We start from the raw sequence: 19,920 nt of genomic DNA, 5'->3' as shown, positions 1-19,920 counted from the left end.
GGACGCGTGAGAAAAACCATCATCGAACTGAAGAAGGCCGACTTGACGCTGGGTAGTGCGGCCGCGTCCGTGCATGTGCTCAAGGGCATAGACCTGATCATCGACGAGGGCGAGGCAGTCGGCATTGTCGGCCCGTCCGGTTCGGGCAAGTCGACGCTGCTGATGGTTCTTGCCGGCCTCGAGCGCCTCGACAGTGGCGAGATCAATGTCAACGGAGCGCGTTTGCACGAACTTGGCGAAGATGCACTCGCCGATTTTCGCGGCAAGAACATCGGCATCGTTTTCCAGTCATTCCACTTGATCGCCAATATGACCGCGCTCGAGAACGTCGCCATTCCGCTTGAACTTGCCAATGTCCGCAACCCATTTGACATTGCCCGGCGCGAACTGGAGGCCGTCGGTCTGGGCGAGCGACTCGGTCATTATCCCGGCCAACTCTCCGGCGGTGAGCAACAGCGCGTCGCGATCGCCCGTGCGCTCGCCCCCTCGCCAGCCGTCCTGATCGCCGACGAGCCGACCGGAAATCTCGACACTGAAACCGGTCAACAGATCGCCGATCTGCTGTTCGCCCAACAGGCCGAACGCGGCATGACGCTGGTGCTCGTCACCCATGACCTTGCACTGGCAGCGCGCTGCTCGCGGCAGGTGCGGGTCGCCTCGGGCCAGGTGGCTTCGGATGCGGCCACGATCAATCGGCCTGCGGAAACCCAGACGGCATGATGCGCTTTACCAACAGGGTCGCGATAGCCTTCCGCATCGCGCGACGTGAGCTGCGCGGCGGACTGAAGGGTTTCTATATTTTTCTCGCCTGCATCGCGCTCGGAACCGGAGCGATCGCCGCAGTCAATTCCGTTGCCACCGCGATCACCGGATCGATCGCCTCCGAAGGCCGCACCCTGCTCGCCGGCGACGTCCGCTTCGAGTTGAACAATCGCGAGGCCAGCCCGCAGGAGATGCACTTTCTGGGCAGCTTGGGCGATGTCGCCGTTTCGACCGTGCTGCGCTCCATGGCGCGCCTACCCGACGCATCCGACCAGTCGCTGGTTGAAGTAAAGGCTGTCGATGGCGCCTACCCGCTGTACGGCACATTCACCGCCGACCCCGCCCGCCCGCTCTCCGAACTGATCGCGACGCAAGACGGGCGCTTCGGCGCCGTCGCGGCCCCGCTCCTGCTTGAGCGGCTTGGGCTTTCTGTCGGCGACGAGGTCCTGATCGGCAAGGCACGCTTTGTCATTACCGCCAGGATCGTCACCGAACCCGACGCCATATCCGACGGTTTCGGCTTTGCGCCACGTCTGCTGACCAGCCTGGAAGGTCTCAAAGCGAGTGGATTGGTCGAAACTGGGAGCCTGGTCGAACATGCCTACAAGATCCGGCTCAGTGCCGCTGTGATGACCCCGGAGGCGATCCGTCAGAAAGCGCAGGGCGAGATGCCGAATGCCGGTTGGTCGATCCGCACCAGCGATCGCGCCGCGCCGTCGCTGACCGAGAACATCGAGCGCTTCTCACAATTTCTTACCCTTGTCGGCCTGACATCGCTGGTCGTCGGCGGCGTCGGCGTGGCGAATGCGGTGCGCGCTTTTCTCGATTCCAAGCGCACTGTCATCGCCACGCTCAAATGTCTTGGCGCGCCGGCGTCGGTGGTCGCCATGGTTTACCTTTTCCAGATCGCCATGGTCGCGCTGATCGGTATCCTTACCGGCCTCGCGTTGGGTGCAGTCGCCCCCCTCGTGGCCGCCCACTACCTCGCCGGCTTTTTGCCGATCTCGACCGCACCGACGCTTTATCCGGGTGCTCTTCTGCTCGCGGCCGTCTTCGGCATGCTGGTGACACTTGCCTTCGCCATCATTCCGCTCGGCTATTCCCGCCAGGTCCCGGCAACTGCCCTGTTCCGCGAACAGGGTTTCGAACGTCGTGGCTTGCCCTCCTGGCCCTACCTGACCGCAACGGCCCTTGCACTCGCCGCCCTGGCGGCGCTGGCGATCTTCAGCTCGGAAGACCGCCGCATCGCGACGATCTTCCTCATCGCGATGGCAGCGGGCTTCGTCCTGCTCCGCCTTGTCGCATTGGGGATCGCCTATCTCGCGAAGCACAGCCCACGCGTGCCGTCCGCAGCACTTCGGCTGGCGATCGGCAATATCCATCGCCCCGGCGCCTTGACCCCGGCCGTGACGCTCTCGCTCGGGCTGGGGCTCAGCCTGCTCGTGGCACTGGCCCTGATCGACGGAAACCTGCGGCGCGAACTGGGCGCCAACCTGCCAGAGCGCGCGCCCAACTTCTTCTTCATCGACATTCAGAAGGCCGACATCGATGGCTTCCGCTCCATTCTTCAACGCGAAGCGCCGAACGGCAAGCTGGTCGAGGTTCCCATGCTGCGCGGGCGTATCCTCGCCTTCAACGGAACGGACGTTGCCAAGATGGATGTGCCACCGGAAGGGCGCTGGGTGCTGCGGGGCGACCGAGGCATCACCTATTCCGAGGGCGTCCCGGAAAATGCCTCCATCGTCGAGGGGGTATGGTGGCCGGCGAACTACACCGGCGAGCCGCTCGTCTCCTTTTCGGCGGCGGAGGCCCGTGAACTCGGGTTGAAGATCGGTGACTCGGTGACAGTCAATGTTCTCGGCCGAAATATCACTGCGAAGATTGCCAATTTCCGCAAGGTCGAGTGGGAAAGCCTGTCAATCAACTTCGTCATGGTTTTCTCACCGAATACTTTTGCCGGCGCACCGCACGCCTGGCTTGCGACCTTGACCGACACACAGGCAAGCGCCAGCGAAGAAGCCGCCATTCTCAAGGCCGTGACCCGAGCCTATCCGACGATCACCAGCGTACGTGTTAAGGATGCGCTCGATGTGGTCGACCGGTTGGTCGGGCAGCTGGCGACAGCCATCCGTGCCGCGGCGGCAATTGCCCTGATCGCCTCGATCCTGGTGCTCTCCGGTGCGCTTGCCGCCGGCAACCGCGCCCGCACCCATGACGCGGTTGTATTGAAGACGCTGGGTGCCACGCGCGCCATGCTGATCCGTGCCTTCACCTACGAATATTCCCTCTTAGGCGCCGCGACAGCCTGCTTTGCCCTTGTCGCCGGCGGCGGCATCGCCTGGTTCGTGCTCAGCCAGATCATGCGCCTGCCATCCGCCTTCCTGCCCGATGTCGCGCTCACGACCATTCTCTTGTCGCTGATCACCACCATCGGCATCGGGCTTGCAGGAACTTGGCGCATTCTCGGGCAGAAGGCGGCGCCAGTGTTGAGGGAACTTTAGCTCCAGCCGTCTGGGTGCTTCCAACATTTTGGAGCGACGGATTAGTGATAACGCCAATTTGAGGAACTCAGGTCTTGTGGGGCAGTCCCCGAAACCTCATATTGGCCATAGGCATGCTGAAGCTTCGCAGCGGCGCCTGGGCATGAAGCCCGACACCGTAACCATTTCGGAGCTTGAAGAGAGGATACAATGTCTGAACTCCGCAACTACCAAAGTCGAACGGGCCAGACTGGCGCCCAGTCGGCGGCGATGATCGATGAGGGCCTGCGCACCTATATGCTGAAGGTCTACAACCTGATGGCACTCGGTCTCGCGATCACGGGTATTGCTGCATTCGTCACGGCACAGATGGCGATCAGCGACGGCCAGCTGACGGCCTTCGGCCAAGCCATCTATCTGAGCCCGTTGAAGTGGGTGGTCATTTTTGCTCCGGTGGCGCTCGTGTTCTTCCTGAGCTTCAAGATCCACACGATGAGCGTTTCCGCCGCGCAAACGACCTTCTGGGTCTATGCTGCGCTGATGGGCCTATCGCTGTCATCGATCTTCATGGTCTACACCGGCGCGAGCATCGTGCAGACCTTCTTCGTAACGGCCGCTTCCTTCGGCGCCCTTTCGCTCTATGGTTACACGACCAAGCGTGACCTGTCGGCCATGGGCTCTTTCCTGATCATGGGCCTTTTCGGTCTGATCATCGCGTCGCTGGTCAATATCTTTCTGGCCTCCTCGGCGCTCGATTTCGCCATCTCCGTGATCGGTGTCCTGCTGTTTGCCGGCCTGACAGCCTACGATACGCAGAGCATTAAGGAGACTTATTACGAAGGCGATGGCGGAGATATTGCCGGTCGCAAAGCGATCATGGGCGCACTGCGACTGTACCTCGACTTTATCAATCTGTTCCTGTTCCTGCTGCGTTTCCTCGGCAATCGCGACTAACAGGGAATTTAGAAGACGCGGGCGGCCTTCGTTCCGTCTTGTCCAATAAAAACAAAACCCGCCGGTCATCCGGCGGGTTTTTTGTTGCTTGCAGATAAAGTCCGCCCCTGAGTGAAGGTCTATTGATTGGCGATGATCTGACCGGTACGCGCAGCGGAAAGCGGAGCCGAAATCATACGCACAAACTTGGCGATATCGACGGCCGGATGGCGAGAGGCGTAAATCACGTCGCGGGCCTTGACGGGGAATGTCTGCCCCACGATCAGGCTGTCGGCAACAGACATGTCGAAGCGATAGACGATCGGGTAGCGGCCTTCCTTGTTCGGCTTCATGCCTTTCGCCAGCAGTTCGTGGAAGCGTTCCGGTGACAGAAGGTCGGAGACGATCTCCGGTTCTTCGTAGCGGAAAACGAAATAGCCCTTGGCGTCGATCCGCTCGTCCGAGCCGCCGCCTGCCAGCGCGATCGCTTCGAGCAGGTTAACGTCGTTGGAGCCGAACGGAATGCGGCCGTTCTTCCAGACCTCCCCGAGCGCCGTGAACGTGCGCGGATCGTAGGTAACGAAAATCTGATCCTTCGGCTCGACGAATACATTTTCCGACGGGTTTTCGATGATCGATTGCAGAAGAACTGTGCCGGTCTTTCTGCCACGCGTCAGCGTTACATAAGATTCGTAAGGCTGCTTCGCGGGACCACCAGCCTTGGCGATGGTTTCCATGATTGTTTCGCCAGAAAGCCCAAGCGGCACCATAGATGGCTTACCGACCGCACCAGAGACTGTGACATTACGAGAAGACGTACCGCCACTGCTGATGATGACATCAGGTTCCACTGCCTTGTTGACCAGCGCTTTCAGTACGGCCTGGCGCGCCTGCTCAAGCGTTCTACCACTGAACTGGACCAGGCCAACATAGGGAATCGCAGCCTTACCGTCCGGCTGGACGATCACATCGATATCGGTTTTTTTCGAATCCTGCGTAGAGAAAAGCCCGTCGCCACCGGCTTCGAAAATGGTTACACGCAACTGGTCACCGACACCGATCACCACATTGCGCGCCGCACCGCCGATGCCGAAGCGGCGCTTCAGCATGCCCACGGAAAAGTCCGCGATGGTACGTGCACTCTGGGCATTGACATCGACAACCTCGAAGACAGCCGCATTGGGACGATGAACATCGGAGAAAGACTTACCGGCCTGCCCATTGATCTCGGAAGCCAACGGACCCGCACCTGGAACAGCTTCGCAGCCCGCCAAGCCCGCGCAAACCATGACAACAACAAACCGCTTCAAATTGGCACTCCCGACTGCAAGAAAATCTGGCTCAGCTGATGTCCCATAGCACGGGAAAAAGCCGGACTGCCAGATGTAGAACCATAATAGCTTACGGAAGCTAAAATTTGACCAATAGGCATATTCACTATCTGCTGCCGGTGTTGCCGATATGCCGCGGATTGGCCTTCGGCGAGGACCAGCGTGGAGGCGGATCAGCAAAGGCACCCGGCTGATTGACTTGCTCGCTCAGAAGACGCCGAACGATCTCCGCGATGGCAACCTTGCGGCCTTCCTGATGGTAGAAATTCCCCTTGACCTGGATCGTCGCCGCCAGTGCCTTGATGAAACACTTCAGCAGCGCCTTATCGACGGGTTCCGGCCTGGCCCAGAAGCTGTCGAGGCTGCCCTGGTGGGTAAGGCCGGGTATGTCAAAGACGGCACAGCCGAGGGCCATCGTCGGCACACGCGCCCTGAGACTGTGCAAACCGACGGTGGAGTTCACCACGACGACACCCAAGGCCGTCTTCAGCATAGCCGCAAGATTGCCCTGTTCAATGAAGATCACGCGACTGGCGACATCATGCCTATGCGCAATACGTTCGACCCATCTGCCCCAACGTTCCAGACCGTTGTCCAACGGATGCTGCTTGACCACAAGGAAGGTTTCACTCGGCGCGTGTCTGGCAAAGGATCCGATGACCTCCTCCAGCATTTCACTGAGGTGCTGATAAGGCGAATTGGCGCGGATCTGGTAATCGCTTTGCAATTGCAATGCCAGGATATGGAAGGGCACATGCCCTTTTTCGTAAAGGTCGGTGGGAGCATACGCCTTGCGATGCAACGCGCGCACCACCCATGGCAAATAGTCAACGAGCGCGCTGTAGTATTTGTCGTCGCGGTAGAGCGGGAAAAATGGGCGTCCGAAATAGGCGGTCAGGTTATAAACGACCTCGTTAAACGCTTCCTGACCGAAAGTGTGGGGATAGAGCACGTGCAGATCCGGTGCAGGGAGTTTTTCCGCAATGGCCGCGATAACTTCGCGATCGTTGGGGAAATGCGATAAGCGCCCCATCCCGTTACGCTCGAGTGTAATCCAGTCCGGGCGCAGATAGCCAAATTCCATGGCATGACAACGCGCACCGAGTCGTTGCCCAACCTCACGCGCGACAGCGTGATAGGGCAACTGATCAGCGTAATAGAGAATGTCGGTGATACCCTCCCGCTCGATCAATGCCTCAAGATAGGCCGCCCAGCGCTTGAGTGATCCACGGTAGTTGAGAGCCCCGCGCTTACGCCAATAAAGCTGATCGCCCAGCGAAAAATTGACGCGATGGGTGGGCACCCCGGCCGCCTCGAAGGCGTCGGCAAGTTGCCGCCAGAATGTGGAGGGCGGCCCCTGAAGAAAAAGGATCGAGGATCGCGTCCCGGACGACGGCATCAAAGGACGCACCACAGACTAGAGACAGAGGAGGGCATTCCGAACCATTTTCAACATCACAAACATTTTACCTGAGGATCGGCCGCGACTATAAGTGGCGACCATCCGATGAACAAGACCGCCAGTGACCGTCATGCAACCTTTCGTCTTGCTGATCCTCCAAGGGCCAGCCTCTCCTTTTTTGAGAGGCTTTGCCTCGGCAGCGGAAGGGCGCGGTATTACGGTTCACAAAATCAACTTCTGTCTCGGCGATGCCATGTACTGGTGGCCGCGCCGCGCCACCTGGTTCACGGGCAGGGACGTCGATTGGCCGCAGTTTTTCGAACGCTATTGTAGCGACAAGGGAATAACTGACATACTGATGCTCGGCGACGGTCGGCCAAAGCATGCCGCAGCGATCGATACCGCCCGCAAGCTTGGCATTCGCGTACACGTCTTCGAACATGGCTATCTCAGGCCTGACTGGCTGACGATCGAGCCGGACGGCATGTCCGGCCGTTCCCGCTTTCCCCGCAATGCTGAGACCGTCCGCGCAATCGCCGCCAATGCGCCACCTGCTGATCTCAACGGACACTTCCGGTCGAGCTTTCTGGCCTATGCCCTGCTGGATCTGGCCTTCCACGTACCGAACGTCCTGTTCGGCTGGCTTCTGCACCCGAACTACCGAACCCATGGGCCGGTGCATCCAGCCGTCGAATATGCCGGCTGGATCGGCAAGGGCCTGACTGCACGACGACGCCGCCGCCAAGCAACGACGATCGAAAGCCGATATCTGCCGCCGCCGCCAGCGACAGGACCCCGCTTCTTCCTGTTTCCGCTGCAACTGCCGGGCGATTACCAGATCCGCATCCATGCGCCGATCGGCGACCTTTTCCGGCTTGTCGAGGCCGTCATTCGCTCATTCGCCCGGCATGCGCCAGCAGACGCTCGCCTGCTGTTCAAGACGCATCCGATCGACAACGGCTTGAGCGACTGGCGGCGGAGGATCGCCAGCATGGCGCAGGCACAGGGCGTCGCCGACCGGGTCGACCTGCTCGACGGCGGTGATCTCGATCGGCTGATCGCGCGCGCAGAGGGTGTCGTCACAGTGAACTCCACCGTCGGACTGACGGGTCTGCTGGCCAGAAAACCGGTGATCAGTCTTGGCGCCTCGATCTACGACATTCCCGGTCTGACGCACCAAGGAACCCTGGCGTCTTTCTGGACGAGGCCTCAGGTCCCTGAAGCAGACATGCCCGACGCCCTGGCCCGCGCCCTGATCGCCACCGTTCAGGTGCGCGGCGGCTTTATAGGCAAGCAAGCGATCGAAAGCGGGGCGCGTGAAATGATTGAGCGCATTCTTACGCCCTCGCCCTATCTCTCGCCTCGCACTCAGGGAGCGGCCACATTTCGCTACGAAGCGGAACTATCGGCACTGTAAGTACCAAGACGGCTAACGTCGTCTCGTAGAGTGGTGAAACCAGCGGTAGATCCAAGGCTTGGCGATACCGCCGAGACGGGCGAGCAGATAGAGGCTCGGCGTGAAGAAAATTTCCGAATGGCCTCGATCCAGTCCCCGGACAATCCGCCGGGCCACAGCCTCGGCACTCCACAGACCGGCACTGCCCATCATCCGGACGGCCTCCGGTGGGCGCAGTTTCAGCTCCTCTGCCAGTTGCGGCGTATCAGTGTCAGGCGGGAAGCAGATTGAAATCGCGATCCCGTGTGACCGGGATTCAACCCGCAGCGCCTCGGCAAAACCGACAAGTGCCGATTTCGATGCGCAATAGGCGGTATAGCCGTGCAGCCCAATCAGTCCGGCCCCGGACGAGACGATCATGATCTTCCCCTGTCGGCGCGCTTTCATGCCGGCGTAGACTGCGGAAATGGCATGCACCGTACCATGTAGATTGGTATCCACATGCCGCCGAAACTCGGTACCAGTCAGTCTTTCGAACGGTGCCGGTTTGACCACACCGGCCGATGTCACCAAAATATCGCAGGGGCCGGCAACCGCCTCGGCCGACGCGATCGCTGTTTGAACGGCAGCATCGTCGGATACATCGACACTGAGAATGCCAATGTCATCGCCCGGCCGACCGGTTTCGCTTGCGATTAGTTCCCGCGCCGCTTCCAATCGCTCCAGTCCTCGCCCAATCAGCGTGACCCGCACCCCGCGTTCGACATAGAGACGCGCCACAGCAAGACCGATACCACTCGAACCTCCGGTGATGACGACATGCATGGGCACCTCAGGAGGGTTCAGCGGACTGTATGCGCAGTCAAGGGACAGGCACGTCACACTAAGGTCAGGACTTGGCGAACAGGGCCATCAACTGGCCGGCATCGAACGAGGCCAAGCCGAAATTCTCCTGCTTGAGACGCTCGAGAATCGTTGCCGTGCGATCGACGGCCCGGGCGATCTGTGCCTCTGTATGGGCACTGGTAATAAAGAACCGCAAGCGCGCAAGCCCTTCCGGCACCGCCGGATGGATAATCGGCAGCACGTTGATCCCATCGGCATGCAATTCGTTCGACAGCTGGACGGCCCGCAGCGAATCGGCCACGAGCACCGGCACGACGGAATAGCCCTGGCTCAGCCCCGTATCGAGCCCGCGCTCGCGTGCCAGGTCGAGGAAAAGTCGGCTGTTGTGCCGCAGCTGGTGCGTCCGCTCCGGTTCGGCCTTGAGAATTTCCAGACTGGCGATTGCCGCCGCAGCCAGTGCCGGTGCTAGGCCCACGCTGTAGACGAACCCACCGGCCTGGGCCTTCAGCAACGTGATCAGCGCCTCGTTGCCCGCAATGTAGCCGCCACAACTGCAACTGGTCTTGGACAGCGTTCCCATCCAGATATCGACTTCGCCGGCGGCGATGCCGAAATGCTCGAATACACCGCGACCCGTATCACCGAGAACGCCGAGTGAGTGCGCTTCATCGACCATCAGCCAGAAACCGTATTGCTGCTTGAGACGTAGCAGCGCCGGCAGATCGGCGATGTCACCATCCATCGAATAGACGCCTTCGACGATCACCAGTATCCGCTCGTAGTCTCCCGCCAACGTCTTTAGCACGCGGTCGAGGTCGGCCACATCATTGTGCTTGAAGAAACGGCGCGTCGCACCCGACAGCCGGATACCTGCCAATGCGCTGTTGTGGATGAATTCGTCGTGGATCACCAAGTCTTTCGGCCCGACCAGCGAGCTGATGCCCGCGACATTGGTCAGATAACCGCTGACGAAGCAGACTGCAGTCTCCGCATCATAGACATCGGCGATTTTCTCTTCAAGTTCGGCATGAATGGTCCGCTCACCTGCCACCAGACGGCTGGCCGAAGCCGACACGCCAAAGGTTTCCAGCGCGCCTGCAGCCCGCGCCAGTACGTCCGGATGATGATTGAGGCCGAGATAGTCGTAAGAAGCGAAATTGTCGAAGCTGCGGCCAGCAATTTGCGCGATCGCACCGCTGGCGCCCTCATGGGCTCGATAGAAGGGATTGTCCATGCCGAGATGCTGGCCGGCAAGCTGCTGCATGACGACCTGTTTGTACTCGGGGAGATCGGCGAAGCCTGGCTGCTTACGCGCCGACGTCTGCGCCGCGGCCTGTTCGCCACGGATGCGGCGCCCGTCCTCGACGTCCCTCTGCAACCCCTTCATGCGGTTCAGAATGAACTGCCGTTTGCTCTCATCCATGTCAAAACTCCAAGGCACTCACTCCGACCGATCGGAATTGCCCTCCTGATCGGCTCCGCCGTGACGCCGGCTAAGTTCGTCGAAGATCCGCATATCGTCCGAACCCTCGGCCGCCGTATCCTCGGTATCGCTCCGCGATCTAACCTTCTCATAAAGGCGCCGCGTGATGTCCCCAACCGTGGCGTTATCAGCCAAGCTACTGAGCGGCATGTCGAAGCCGGTATTCTGTTCGAAATTCAAGCCCAGTTCAACGGCCATCAAGCTGTCGAGGCCGATTTCCTTCAGCACGCTGTCCTTGGAAAGACTCTCACGCGAAACCCTGAGGATACTGGCGATTTCCTGGGCGACGATGTCGAACAAGATGTCCTGGGCTTCGGCCTGGGCCTTGCCTTCGGTCATGGCCACAAGGTCGATTTCACCGCCCTCGGACCCGCCGGCATGATGCGAGGCTCGCCGCATCACGACCTCGAACAGATCCTCTCCGACCAACCTCAGATGATGCGCGGCACCCCAGTCGAATTCGGAAACCATCACCACTGCCGCCTCAACGCTGTCCGGCGCGGAAGCGATATAGTCCTCGACACACTGCAGCGCCTCACGCGAACCAATCGCCGTCTTACCGAGGCGACGATCGAGCCGCTGACCTATCTCGCTATTGCGGGCCAGATAGCCGGCATCAGCAATCGCGCCGAAACCGACGGCAAGAGCCGGAAGACCGGCAGAGCGACGGGCCCGCGCCAATCCCTCAAGATAACCGTTTGCCGCGACGTAATTGGCCTGGCCCGGATTGCCGACAAGGGTGGTCACGGACGAGAAGAGAATGAAGTTGTCTAGTCTGTCTGCTCTCGTCAGCCAATCGAGATTGGCCGCCCCCTTAGCCTTGACGTCGATGACCGGCTGGTTGCGCTCACGATTGAGATTGCCGACCAGTGCATCATCTAGGACCATGGCCGCATGAACGACGCTCTTGAGCGGAGCTACCTTGCGGATCGCCGTCAGCATCTTCTCGACGTCCGCCTTCCTAGTCACGTCACAGGCGAAGATATGCGCCTCGACGCCGGCCGCACGCCAGTGCTCGATCGCAGCTAAGGTTTCGGCGTCCGCGACGCCGCGGCGCGAGCATAGCGCGATATGGCGAGCACCCTTCTCAACCAACCACTCGGCTGCAACGAGGCCGAAACCGCCGATGCCGCCGACGACCAGATGCGCGCCATCAGGATCGACCTCCATCTTTCGCGACGCGCGCGAAACGACACGGTCCACACCGGGCTTCGGCGGAAGTACGACGATCTTGCCGATATGCCCGGCATTCTGCATCAGGCGGAACGCATCGCTGATTTCGTCGTGATTGAAAGCGCGGTAAGGAAGCGCCGAAAACACGCCCTCCTCGAACAGCGCGCCGATTTCGGTCAGCATGCGACGTGAAAGCTCCGGATGCAGGACGAGCAATTGGTCGGCGTCGATGCCGAAGTAGCTGACATTGCGTCGGAACGGGCGAAGGCCGATCTTGCTGTCGGCGTAATAGTCACGCTTGCCAAGTTCAAGGAACCGGCCGAACGGTTTGACCAGTGACAGACTTTGCTCCATCGCCTCGCCGAACAGCGAGTTGAGCACGAGGTCAACGCCCTCTCCACCAGTCACCGACAGTACGTCGCCGACGAAACTCAGCGAGCGGGAATCAAAAATATGATCCGCTCCGAGCATCTCGACGAAGCGGCGCTTTTCCTGCGTTCCGGCTGTGGCTATGACCTTAAGCCCCAAGTGCTTGGCAACCTGAAGGGCAGCAAGCCCCACCCCGCCCGCAGCGCCGTGAATCAGGATTGTCTCGCCGGGGCGAGCCCGGCCGAGCTCGACAATTGCGTAATAGGCCGTCAGGAACACGACTGGGATAGAAGCAGCGGCGACAGGATCGACACCGGCCGGCAGCTTGGCCACGCCGGCACGATTGACCGCAACATGGGTGGCAAAGGCCGCAGCCGCGATCGCCATGACCGGATCGCCAACCGAGAGGTCATCGACATCGCTGCCGACGGCGACTACATGGCCGGAGAACTCCATTCCGATCGACGCCCCGGCAAAGCCGTCTTCCAATGCCTCTTCCGGCAGCAGACCCATCGCCCACATGACATCACGGAAATTGAGGCCCGTGGCAGCCACCTCGACCAGGACCTCTTCCGGTCCAATCGGCGGAACGGCATAGCTTTCCCACCGAATGCTCGACACCTGCGACGGCACCTGCTGGTGGATAACGGCAGACTCGAATGCTGTTGTGGCGGCATTCGCCTCAGGCATGGCCCCCGGCACCGCGCGCATTTCGAACACGGTTCCGCCATCTGCGCCGACACACCATTCACGATTGGATACGCCCGGCGCACAAATGGCCGCCACATCGGCGAGCAGTTCGACCAACCCGCGACGCGACGCACCGCTATCTATGCTTTGGACGTCAAGGAAGTCGAACTCGTTACGCAGGACACGCAGGAACGTCCACAGACCCGAACTGACGGCGTCCGCAGCGGGGAGATCGGCGACCGGCGCGCCACCAGGTGCCGCAACCAGAAGCCGGACCGACGCCGCCTTTCTGCCGAGCGAAACACGATAGTCGGCAAGCGCCAAGGCAAAGGCGCTGAGGATCAGGACATTGTCTTGCAGAACCGCCGACCCATCTGCAGCGGCACCGGACGGCAGCGAAACATGGATGACGTCCAGCGGGCCGTCAGCATGACGCTCGAAGAACCCGATAAAACTCTGCTTGTCGGTGGCAAGATCGCCACTGGCGGCAAAGACATCGAAAGCCGCGAAGCCCTGCGCCGCGGCGGCGGCCGACAACGCATCGGCGGAAATCCGTCCGTCGTGAACGAGAAGAACAGGCACTTGCATGGCAGATCCAGTGACCGGAACTGCGGTCGATGCCGTGGCCTTGCCCTTCGTTTCGATCGTGATGACTGGACCGCCGGTCATCTCGCGTAATGTAACATCGGCCGAGCCGAGACCGAGGCCCGACAGAATCTCGCGCCAATCACTGACAGTCGCCAGCGCTCCGATCGGGAACTCTGCCGCCTGACTGCGCGCGAACCAGCCTTCGGAGAGGCCTGAAACGAAATCATGGAACAACGCCGGTGCTTCAACGACGGCGAGCAACCCCTGGGCTCCGGAAAGAATGCCGACGCCCTTCTCCGTGGCAAAGTCCGCTTCGACCAGATTGCGCAGCTGGCTGCTGGCGCTAACCACCAAATCGGCCGGCTCAAGCGCCGCCAGCTCCTCGCGGGATGCGACTTGAACATGTGGCTGGTCCTCAAAAGCGAGTTCCAGGCGATGACGCAAAGCGCCATCCGGTTCATAAATCACCAGTCGCGCACCATGGTCGGCCGCGACCTCGGCAAGACCACGACTAAAGCGAACAGAAGTGCTGCCGAGTTCGAGAATTTTCAGGCTACCTTCAGATGGCCGCTGGTCAAACCATGCGCGAACACCATCAAGAAGGACGGCGATCCGCGAGCGGGCTGCAACTGAATGGATTTCTTGGTGTTCCAGCGTCGCTTCGCTGAGGAAATGATCGCGCCGAGGCGCGCCGTCCTCGCCTACGACCAGCCTACCCTCGCCCTGCGCCAGACGATCAAGCACTTCGCAATAGACATCATTGATCAACACGGCCTCGACGGCACGGTCCGGACAGTCCTTGTAGAGCTCCCCGAGCAGTTCGGCGACCGGCGGCAGCGGGCATTCAGGATCGATGATCCATTCGCCGTTACGCTGCTCGATGAAACCTGCATCGGCGAGCATATGCAAGCCGTTGAACAGGAACATCCGTAGCTCCACATCCTTTGGCATGTCGTCAGCAGAGAAGCTCGGCTTGTCGGCGGCAATCACACTCGCCATATCATGCAGCGACCGCATGATCGCCGCATTGAACAGCAGCGTCTCGTTGTCGAGCCCGGTCTCAGCCAAATGGGCAAAACAAGAAATTGCATCGGGCGCCGAAGCACTGTCCGGCACGGCTCGACCGGCGACAGAAGAGGACAGCGCCTCGTAGTGGAACGAGAGCGCATTCAGCGTCTTGCGCTGCTTAAGATAGGTGCGACGGAACCGGCAATCCTCAAACGTCGCGACCCGCTCTCCGTCGGCGTCAAACAGGTGGAACCGTGCCTTGATCGAGGTCGGGCTCAGCCTGTCGATCTCGATCACCGCCCGCCGGATGGTGGCACCGGTGCGATCAATACGGATCTGGCCGAAACGAACGGGAATATAGGGCGCGCCGCGATGGTCGCCGCTGAACCGGTCGAACAATGCGACCAGACCGTGAAAGACGGCATCGACGGAAACGGGGTTGAGATTATAGCCCAACATCGGATGAGCCGGCGCCGCCGGTTCGCCAAGCGACACTTCTATCAGCCGATCGCCGCGACAGATCGTGCGCTGCATCAGCTGGAAGTGTGGGCCGTAATCGAGGCCGAAATTCGAGGCGATGCCATAGGCCTTTTTCGCATCGATCTCCACGGTAACCGCGATCTGCGGCAGAATAGGGACGGGGCGCGCCTCGGACGCGGTAAGCTTGCGAACACGGGCAACCGCGTGGATCGTCCAGTCGTCCTCGCTCAGCCGCTCACGCGAGCGTATTTCAAGGTCACCGGTTTCCGGAGAGATCAGCGTAGAGAGCTCGATCAGCCGGCTCTCGCTGAGCTCGAGCGGACGGACGATTTCGAGATTGCTGATCTCGACGCGTGACTGCCCATAGAGTTGGCTTGCCGCCGAGACGGCAATCTCGATGAAGCCGCTGCCCGGCAAAATCGAGCGTCCGTCGACAACGTGTTCGGCAAGATCCGGGAACAGATGCGCATCGATATGGTTTTTCCAGGCCGTGCCATTCGGGTCAATGCGCCAACCGACAAGCGAATAGCCGTATTCGCTGTCCCGGCCGTAGATATCGGCCCGGTCGCTGGTCCTGTCAGGCTGGAGGTCGATCCTCTCGAACGGCAGTTCTGGCAGGGAGACGAAAGCATTACGCTTGCCGAACACCTTGGCCGGGTCGACCGCTGCTCCACAGGCAATGGCGCGGGCCATGGCCTGAAGCACAGGGTCGCTGTCGAGGTGACCGTCATCTCGCGACAGCGTGTCGACAACATTGATCGACGCCGACCGCTGCTTGGCGATTTCTGACAGGTATCCGCCAAGAATGGCGCGCGGTGTTACCTCGATGAAGACATTGCAGCCAAGTGCCATCGCCTCTTCGGCGGCCTGCTGGAACCTGACAGGTTGGCGAACATTGCGCCACCAGTATTCAGCAGTCAGCGCGTCGCCGTTGATTGCCGTACCGGTTACGGTCGAAATGAACACGGTATCACCACGACGCGGCGCGATCGGCGGCATGTCGGCCAGGAACGCATCGCGCGACTTGTCAATCAGCGGGTGATGGAAGGGATAGTTGATGTCGAGCGGCTGGACCGCCACCCTGCGCTTGCGGGCACGCTCGCGCAACAGCTTGATATTCTCATAGGAGCCGGAGATCGTCACCGAGTTCGGCGCATTGATCGCCGCGACCTCGAGATCATCAAGTCCGAGCGACCGGATCAGTTCCGCAGCGGCTTGTTCGCCGAGCTTGACGGCGGCCATGGTACCCTCGCCCGCCAGCACGTCCTGGTGCAGCGAACGCTTGGCGATCACCGTCACCGCGTCCTCCAGTGACAGCGCCCCGGCCGCATAGGCCGCAGCCACCTCTCCGACCGAATGACCAAAGCTCGAAGTGGGGCAAAGCCCCATTTCCACCATGCTGTCGGTCAGCGCCGCCTGAATGGCAAACAGCAGCGGCTGAGCAACCTTGGTATCCGCCAGCTTTTGGTCCAGTTCGGGATCGCTGAGCGCCGTCTTCAGATCGATGGGGGATTGCTGCAAGAAAAGCTCGCAGATCCGCTCGAAGGAACAGCGGAAGGCATCGTTATGCCTGAGCGCTTCCAGCCCCATGCCAGCCCATTGCGCACCATTTCCAGAGAAAACCAGCGCAACTTTCGGATCACGCGACAGGGCCTCCCCGGTCTCAGCCAGGCTCTCAGTCCCGCCAAGATGGGCGTCGATGGCTTCAATCGCCTTGGCGCGACCCGCTGCGACGACAAACCGATGGCGCAGCGCCGAACGGTTGGCGCTCGCGGCGGCGATCAGTGCCGAAACATCGAGCTCGGCTGCGGCCGTATCGAGGCGATCGCGATAGTCGGCAAGCAGTCGCTTTAGGCTGCCAGCCGTGTGGGCGCTTATCATTAACAGCCGCGGCGCGTCCACCTCGCTGGCCGTGGACATGGCAGCGACGTTGGATACCAGCGGGTCGGCGATCACGACATGGGCATTGGCGCCGCCGAAACCAAAGGAGTTGATCCCCGCAAGACGGGGCCGATCGCCTTTTTCGAGCACGACCGGCTTGTCCGCGACGCGCACGTTGAGCCCCTGAAAATCGACATCCTCATTTGGTGTATCGAAATGCAACGACGCCGGCAGATAGTTATTCTCAAGCGCAAGCATGGCCTTGATCACGCCCAGCAAACCGGAGGCGGGCTCGGTGTGGCCGATATTGGTCTTAATCGAGCCGATCCACACCGGCTCCTCGCGGCGCATGCCAATCACCTGGCCGAGTGACCAGAGTTCGGCAGGATCGCCGACCTTGGTGCCCGTGCCATGGCCTTCGACGAAAGCGACATCGCGCGGATCAACGGCGTCGCGATAAATGGACATCAGCAATTCGGCCTGCGCCTCGCGCGATGGCAAGGAAATGCCATTGGTGCGACCGGCCGCGTTTATGCCCGAAGCAACGATCCGCGCTCGGCTGCGATCGCCCTCTCGGGCTACGCGCTCGGACGAGCGCAAGACGAGAATGGCACCACCTTCGGCACGGACATAGCCGATGCCGTCATTGTCATAGGCCTTACACAACCCATCCGGAGACAGCATACGCGCCTGGGCAAAGCCGACGAAGGGCATAGGATGCAACAGCATGTTGACGCCGCCGACAATCGCGGTGTCGACAATGCCAGAATTGATGGCACGCACTGCGTGATCGAGGGCTACGAGTGAGGATGAACAGGCTGTGTCAACAGTCAGACTCGGTCCCTTGAGGCCAAAAACGTGGGAGATTCGGTTGGAGACAATCGAGAGCGTATTGCCGGTCATGAAATAAGGACCGGGTGCGGCCGGATCCTCAATAGACAGATTGGCATGATCCAGGCCGGAGGCTCCGACATAGACAGCAACCCGCTCGCCCTGCAGACTTGCCACCGAAAGATTGGCATCCTCGAGCGCGCGCCAAGTGAGCTCTAGCAAAAGGCGCTGCTGCGGATCCATGAACGTTGCTTCGCGCCGCGAAATACCGAACAGGGCCGGATCGAAAGCATGGATATCCTGAAGCACACCCGCCGCATCGGTGTAGTACTTCCCCGGCACGCCCATTTGAGGATGCCAGAACCGCGCACGGTCCCAGCGATCGCCAGGAATGTTCGTGACAGCGCAGGTTCCCGCACGCATCATATCGAACAGTGCCTCAGGCGATCTAGCCCCAGGTGCGGCGCATGCACGCCCGATTACTTCTACTGTCATATACTTATATCGCAGCGTTTCATTGGTTCGCAGCTGATCAGTCTAGCGCCTAATCACGGATGATCCAGATCTCGCATAGGCATTAGACAAGCGATTGTACACCGTCAATTCCTAAACCCGGCTGATATGTGACGATTGCACGGTCTTTCGTTGGCCAATGCACCGACCGACAAAAGGCAGTACAGACCGCCGCGGTTAGTCAACCCCGTCTGGCGCCCGGATAGAAAACAGGATAACCGGCAACCTCTTTTTGCCACAAAATCGATTTCATGTTAGCAATGGCAAAGCGTCGCGAGGCGCTCCCACGAACGAGAAGACATGGGCGAGCACAGGCTAAACAACAATATGTATTTCGTGACACACATGCGCATCGTTTCGGCGCTGCTGATCCGCGAGATGTCGACCCGTTTCGGCAACAAGCCCGGAGGTTATATCTGGGCCCTGCTCGATCCCGTGGCCCACGTGCTGATGCTGACGATTATTTTTCAGGGCATTGCCCATCTGCCGCCGCTCGGTACGAGTTTCACGCTGTTCTTCGCCACCGGTTACGTCGGCTTCTATTTCTATCAGGGCACCACGAACTATCTAGACGACGCACTGAAGGCGAACAAGGCCTTGCTGAGTTATCCCAATGTCGCGCCGATCGACACCTTGGTTGCTCGTCTTTTCCTGCAGTTGGGAACCATGGCTATGGTCGCGGTTATCGTACTCGGCACGATCATCAGCACATTGCACCTGCCCCTCACGATAGACTGGGCCGCAATCCTTTCTGCTGTGCTCGCAGCGGCGCTTCTGGCCTTCGGTGTCAGTCTGGCCAATACAGTTCTTTTCCTCCGCTCCCCTCTTTACGAGAAACTTTATCAAATCGCCATGAAACCATCCTTCATGCTGTCTGGAGTTTTCTTTCTGCCCGACGCTCTTCCGCATCCCTTTCAGGACATCATTACCCTTAACCCGGTCATCCACATCGTGGCACTGTTTCGCAAGGGATTCTATGCTGAATATCGCGCGACTGCTCTGGACCTTAACTACCTTATGGGCTTTATTTTCATCTGCCTGATGGGCGGCCTGACGCTCTTCACCCTTTCCACCAGGACGCTGCGTAACGAATGATCCGGTTAGAACAGGCTTCCAAATTCGTTTACGCCCGAGGCACGAAGAAGCCGATCCTTGATGGCGTATCGCTCGTACTGAAGCGCGGCCGAAGCGTCGGCCTCCTAGGGCGTAACGGCGCGGGCAAGTCCACCCTGCTGCGCCTGTTTGCCGGCACCATAAGACTGGACGGTGGACGCATCGTTCGCGAAGGCCGCATCTCTTGGCCACTCGGCTTCCAGGGCAGTTTTCAGGCGAACTTGACAGGCGAGCAGAATGTTCGGTTTGTGGCACGCATCTATGGGGTGGATTCTGAAAAACTGATCGACTATGTTGCCAATTTCGCTGAACTTGGCGCTTTTTTCCGCTCTCCGGTCGGCACCTATTCTTCAGGCATGAAAGCGCGACTGGCATTCGGCTTGAGCATGGGCATCAAATTTGATTATTATCTGGTCGATGAAATTACCGCAGTGGGCGATGCAAACTTCAAGAATAAGTGCCATGAGGTCTTCAGGACGCGCCTCGCCGATTCAGATGTGATCATGGTATCCCACAGCACTGGAACAATCCGGGATTACTGCGATTGTGGCATTGTGCTGGAAAAAGGCAAACTGACCTATTTCGACAATGTCGAGGATGCGATCCGCGTCCACGACAAGAACATGAAGGATAGCTGACGA

At 60.1% G+C, this 19,920-nt stretch carries 11 protein-coding genes; 6 read left to right on the top strand and 5 right to left on the bottom strand.

The window, feature by feature from the left end:
• Window positions 1–6 precede the first annotated feature (6 nt).
• The 3 genes from RNA01_RS13130 (at window position 7) to RNA01_RS13120 (ending at window position 4,196) form a co-directional block, all read left to right on the top strand.
• Entirely contained in the window at window positions 7–720 is a 714-nt protein-coding gene (locus RNA01_RS13130; protein WP_147180668.1) for an ABC transporter ATP-binding protein, read from the top strand.
• Entirely contained in the window at window positions 717–3,263 is a 2,547-nt protein-coding gene (locus RNA01_RS13125; protein WP_147180667.1) for an ABC transporter permease, read from the top strand. Before RNA01_RS13130 ends, RNA01_RS13125 begins: the two co-directional genes overlap by 4 nt.
• Before the next feature lie 189 nt (window positions 3,264–3,452).
• Window positions 3,453–4,196, top strand: a complete 744-nt coding sequence (locus tag RNA01_RS13120) for a Bax inhibitor-1/YccA family protein (protein WP_147180666.1) — start codon at window positions 3,453–3,455, stop codon at window positions 4,194–4,196.
• Between the two features lie 119 nt (window positions 4,197–4,315).
• On the opposite strand, the gene RNA01_RS13115 is transcribed toward RNA01_RS13120, so the two are convergent.
• Together RNA01_RS13115 and RNA01_RS13110 are read right to left on the bottom strand one after the other, a co-directional pair.
• Window positions 4,316–5,464 carry a polysaccharide biosynthesis/export family protein gene (locus RNA01_RS13115; protein ID WP_147180755.1) on the bottom strand — a complete coding sequence of 383 codons (1,149 nt, stop codon included), beginning with the start codon at window positions 5,462–5,464 and terminating at the stop codon, window positions 4,316–4,318.
• A gap of 148 nt (window positions 5,465–5,612) precedes the next feature.
• Complete coding sequence (locus RNA01_RS13110; RefSeq protein ID WP_235916618.1) at window positions 5,613–6,698, bottom strand: capsule polysaccharide biogenesis protein; 1,086 nt, start codon at window positions 6,696–6,698, stop codon at window positions 5,613–5,615.
• Window positions 6,699–7,161: 463 nt separating this feature from the next.
• Between RNA01_RS13110 and RNA01_RS13105 the strand changes: the two genes are divergently transcribed.
• The gene (locus RNA01_RS13105; protein ID WP_235916617.1) at window positions 7,162–8,325 is read left to right on the top strand and encodes a capsular biosynthesis protein; all 1,164 of its coding nucleotides are present in this window, start codon (window positions 7,162–7,164) and stop codon (window positions 8,323–8,325) included.
• Between the two features lie 12 nt (window positions 8,326–8,337).
• Here the strand turns inward: RNA01_RS13105 and RNA01_RS13100 are convergent, their stop codons facing one another.
• From RNA01_RS13100 to RNA01_RS13090, 3 genes are all read right to left on the bottom strand, one after another.
• A complete protein-coding gene (locus tag RNA01_RS13100) occupies window positions 8,338–9,129 on the bottom strand; it encodes an SDR family oxidoreductase (RefSeq protein WP_147180663.1) in 792 nt (263 codons plus the stop codon).
• Window positions 9,130–9,193: 64 nt separating this feature from the next.
• The gene (locus RNA01_RS13095) at window positions 9,194–10,573 is read right to left on the bottom strand and encodes an aminotransferase class I/II-fold pyridoxal phosphate-dependent enzyme (protein ID WP_147180662.1); all 1,380 of its coding nucleotides are present in this window, start codon (window positions 10,571–10,573) and stop codon (window positions 9,194–9,196) included.
• Window positions 10,574–10,591: 18 nt separating this feature from the next.
• Complete coding sequence (locus RNA01_RS13090; RefSeq protein ID WP_147180661.1) at window positions 10,592–18,148, bottom strand: type I polyketide synthase; 7,557 nt, start codon at window positions 18,146–18,148, stop codon at window positions 10,592–10,594.
• 318 nt (window positions 18,149–18,466) lie between these two features.
• On the opposite strand from RNA01_RS13090, the gene RNA01_RS13085 reads away from it, so the two are divergent.
• A complete protein-coding gene (locus RNA01_RS13085) occupies window positions 18,467–19,261 on the top strand; it encodes an ABC transporter permease (RefSeq protein ID WP_235916615.1) in 795 nt (264 codons plus the stop codon).
• Complete coding sequence (locus tag RNA01_RS13080) at window positions 19,258–19,917, top strand: ABC transporter ATP-binding protein (protein WP_147180660.1); 660 nt, start codon at window positions 19,258–19,260, stop codon at window positions 19,915–19,917. The genes RNA01_RS13085 and RNA01_RS13080 overlap by 4 nt, the downstream gene beginning before the upstream one ends.
• Window positions 19,918–19,920 lie beyond the last annotated feature (3 nt).

The sequence above is a fragment of the Paenirhizobium naphthalenivorans genome (genome assembly GCF_007992095.1).
In the GTDB taxonomy this organism is placed as follows: domain Bacteria; phylum Pseudomonadota; class Alphaproteobacteria; order Rhizobiales; family Rhizobiaceae; genus Allorhizobium; species Allorhizobium naphthalenivorans.
The sequence above is the reverse complement of the archived record's forward strand: the minus strand, read 5'-3'. Positions and strand labels throughout refer to the sequence as shown.

What these genes read in the sequence shown, in the direction of transcription:
- RNA01_RS13125 (WP_147180667.1), top strand. Translation starts at nt 717, where the DNA reads ATGATGCGCTTTACCAACAGGGTCGCGATAGCCTTCCGCATCGCGCGA.
- RNA01_RS13120 (WP_147180666.1), top strand. Translation starts at nt 3,453, where the DNA reads ATGTCTGAACTCCGCAACTACCAAAGTCGAACGGGCCAGACTGGCGCC.
- RNA01_RS13115 (WP_147180755.1), bottom strand. Translation starts at nt 5,464, where the DNA reads ATGGTTTGCGCGGGCTTGGCGGGCTGCGAAGCTGTTCCAGGTGCGGGT.
- RNA01_RS13105 (WP_235916617.1), top strand. Translation starts at nt 7,162, where the DNA reads ATGTACTGGTGGCCGCGCCGCGCCACCTGGTTCACGGGCAGGGACGTC.
- RNA01_RS13100 (WP_147180663.1), bottom strand. Translation starts at nt 9,129, where the DNA reads ATGCATGTCGTCATCACCGGAGGTTCGAGTGGTATCGGTCTTGCTGTG.
- RNA01_RS13095 (WP_147180662.1), bottom strand. Translation starts at nt 10,573, where the DNA reads ATGGATGAGAGCAAACGGCAGTTCATTCTGAACCGCATGAAGGGGTTG.
- RNA01_RS13090 (WP_147180661.1), bottom strand. Translation starts at nt 18,148, where the DNA reads ATGACAGTAGAAGTAATCGGGCGTGCATGCGCCGCACCTGGGGCTAGA.
- RNA01_RS13085 (WP_235916615.1), top strand. Translation starts at nt 18,467, where the DNA reads ATGGGCGAGCACAGGCTAAACAACAATATGTATTTCGTGACACACATG.
- RNA01_RS13080 (WP_147180660.1), top strand. Translation starts at nt 19,258, where the DNA reads ATGATCCGGTTAGAACAGGCTTCCAAATTCGTTTACGCCCGAGGCACG.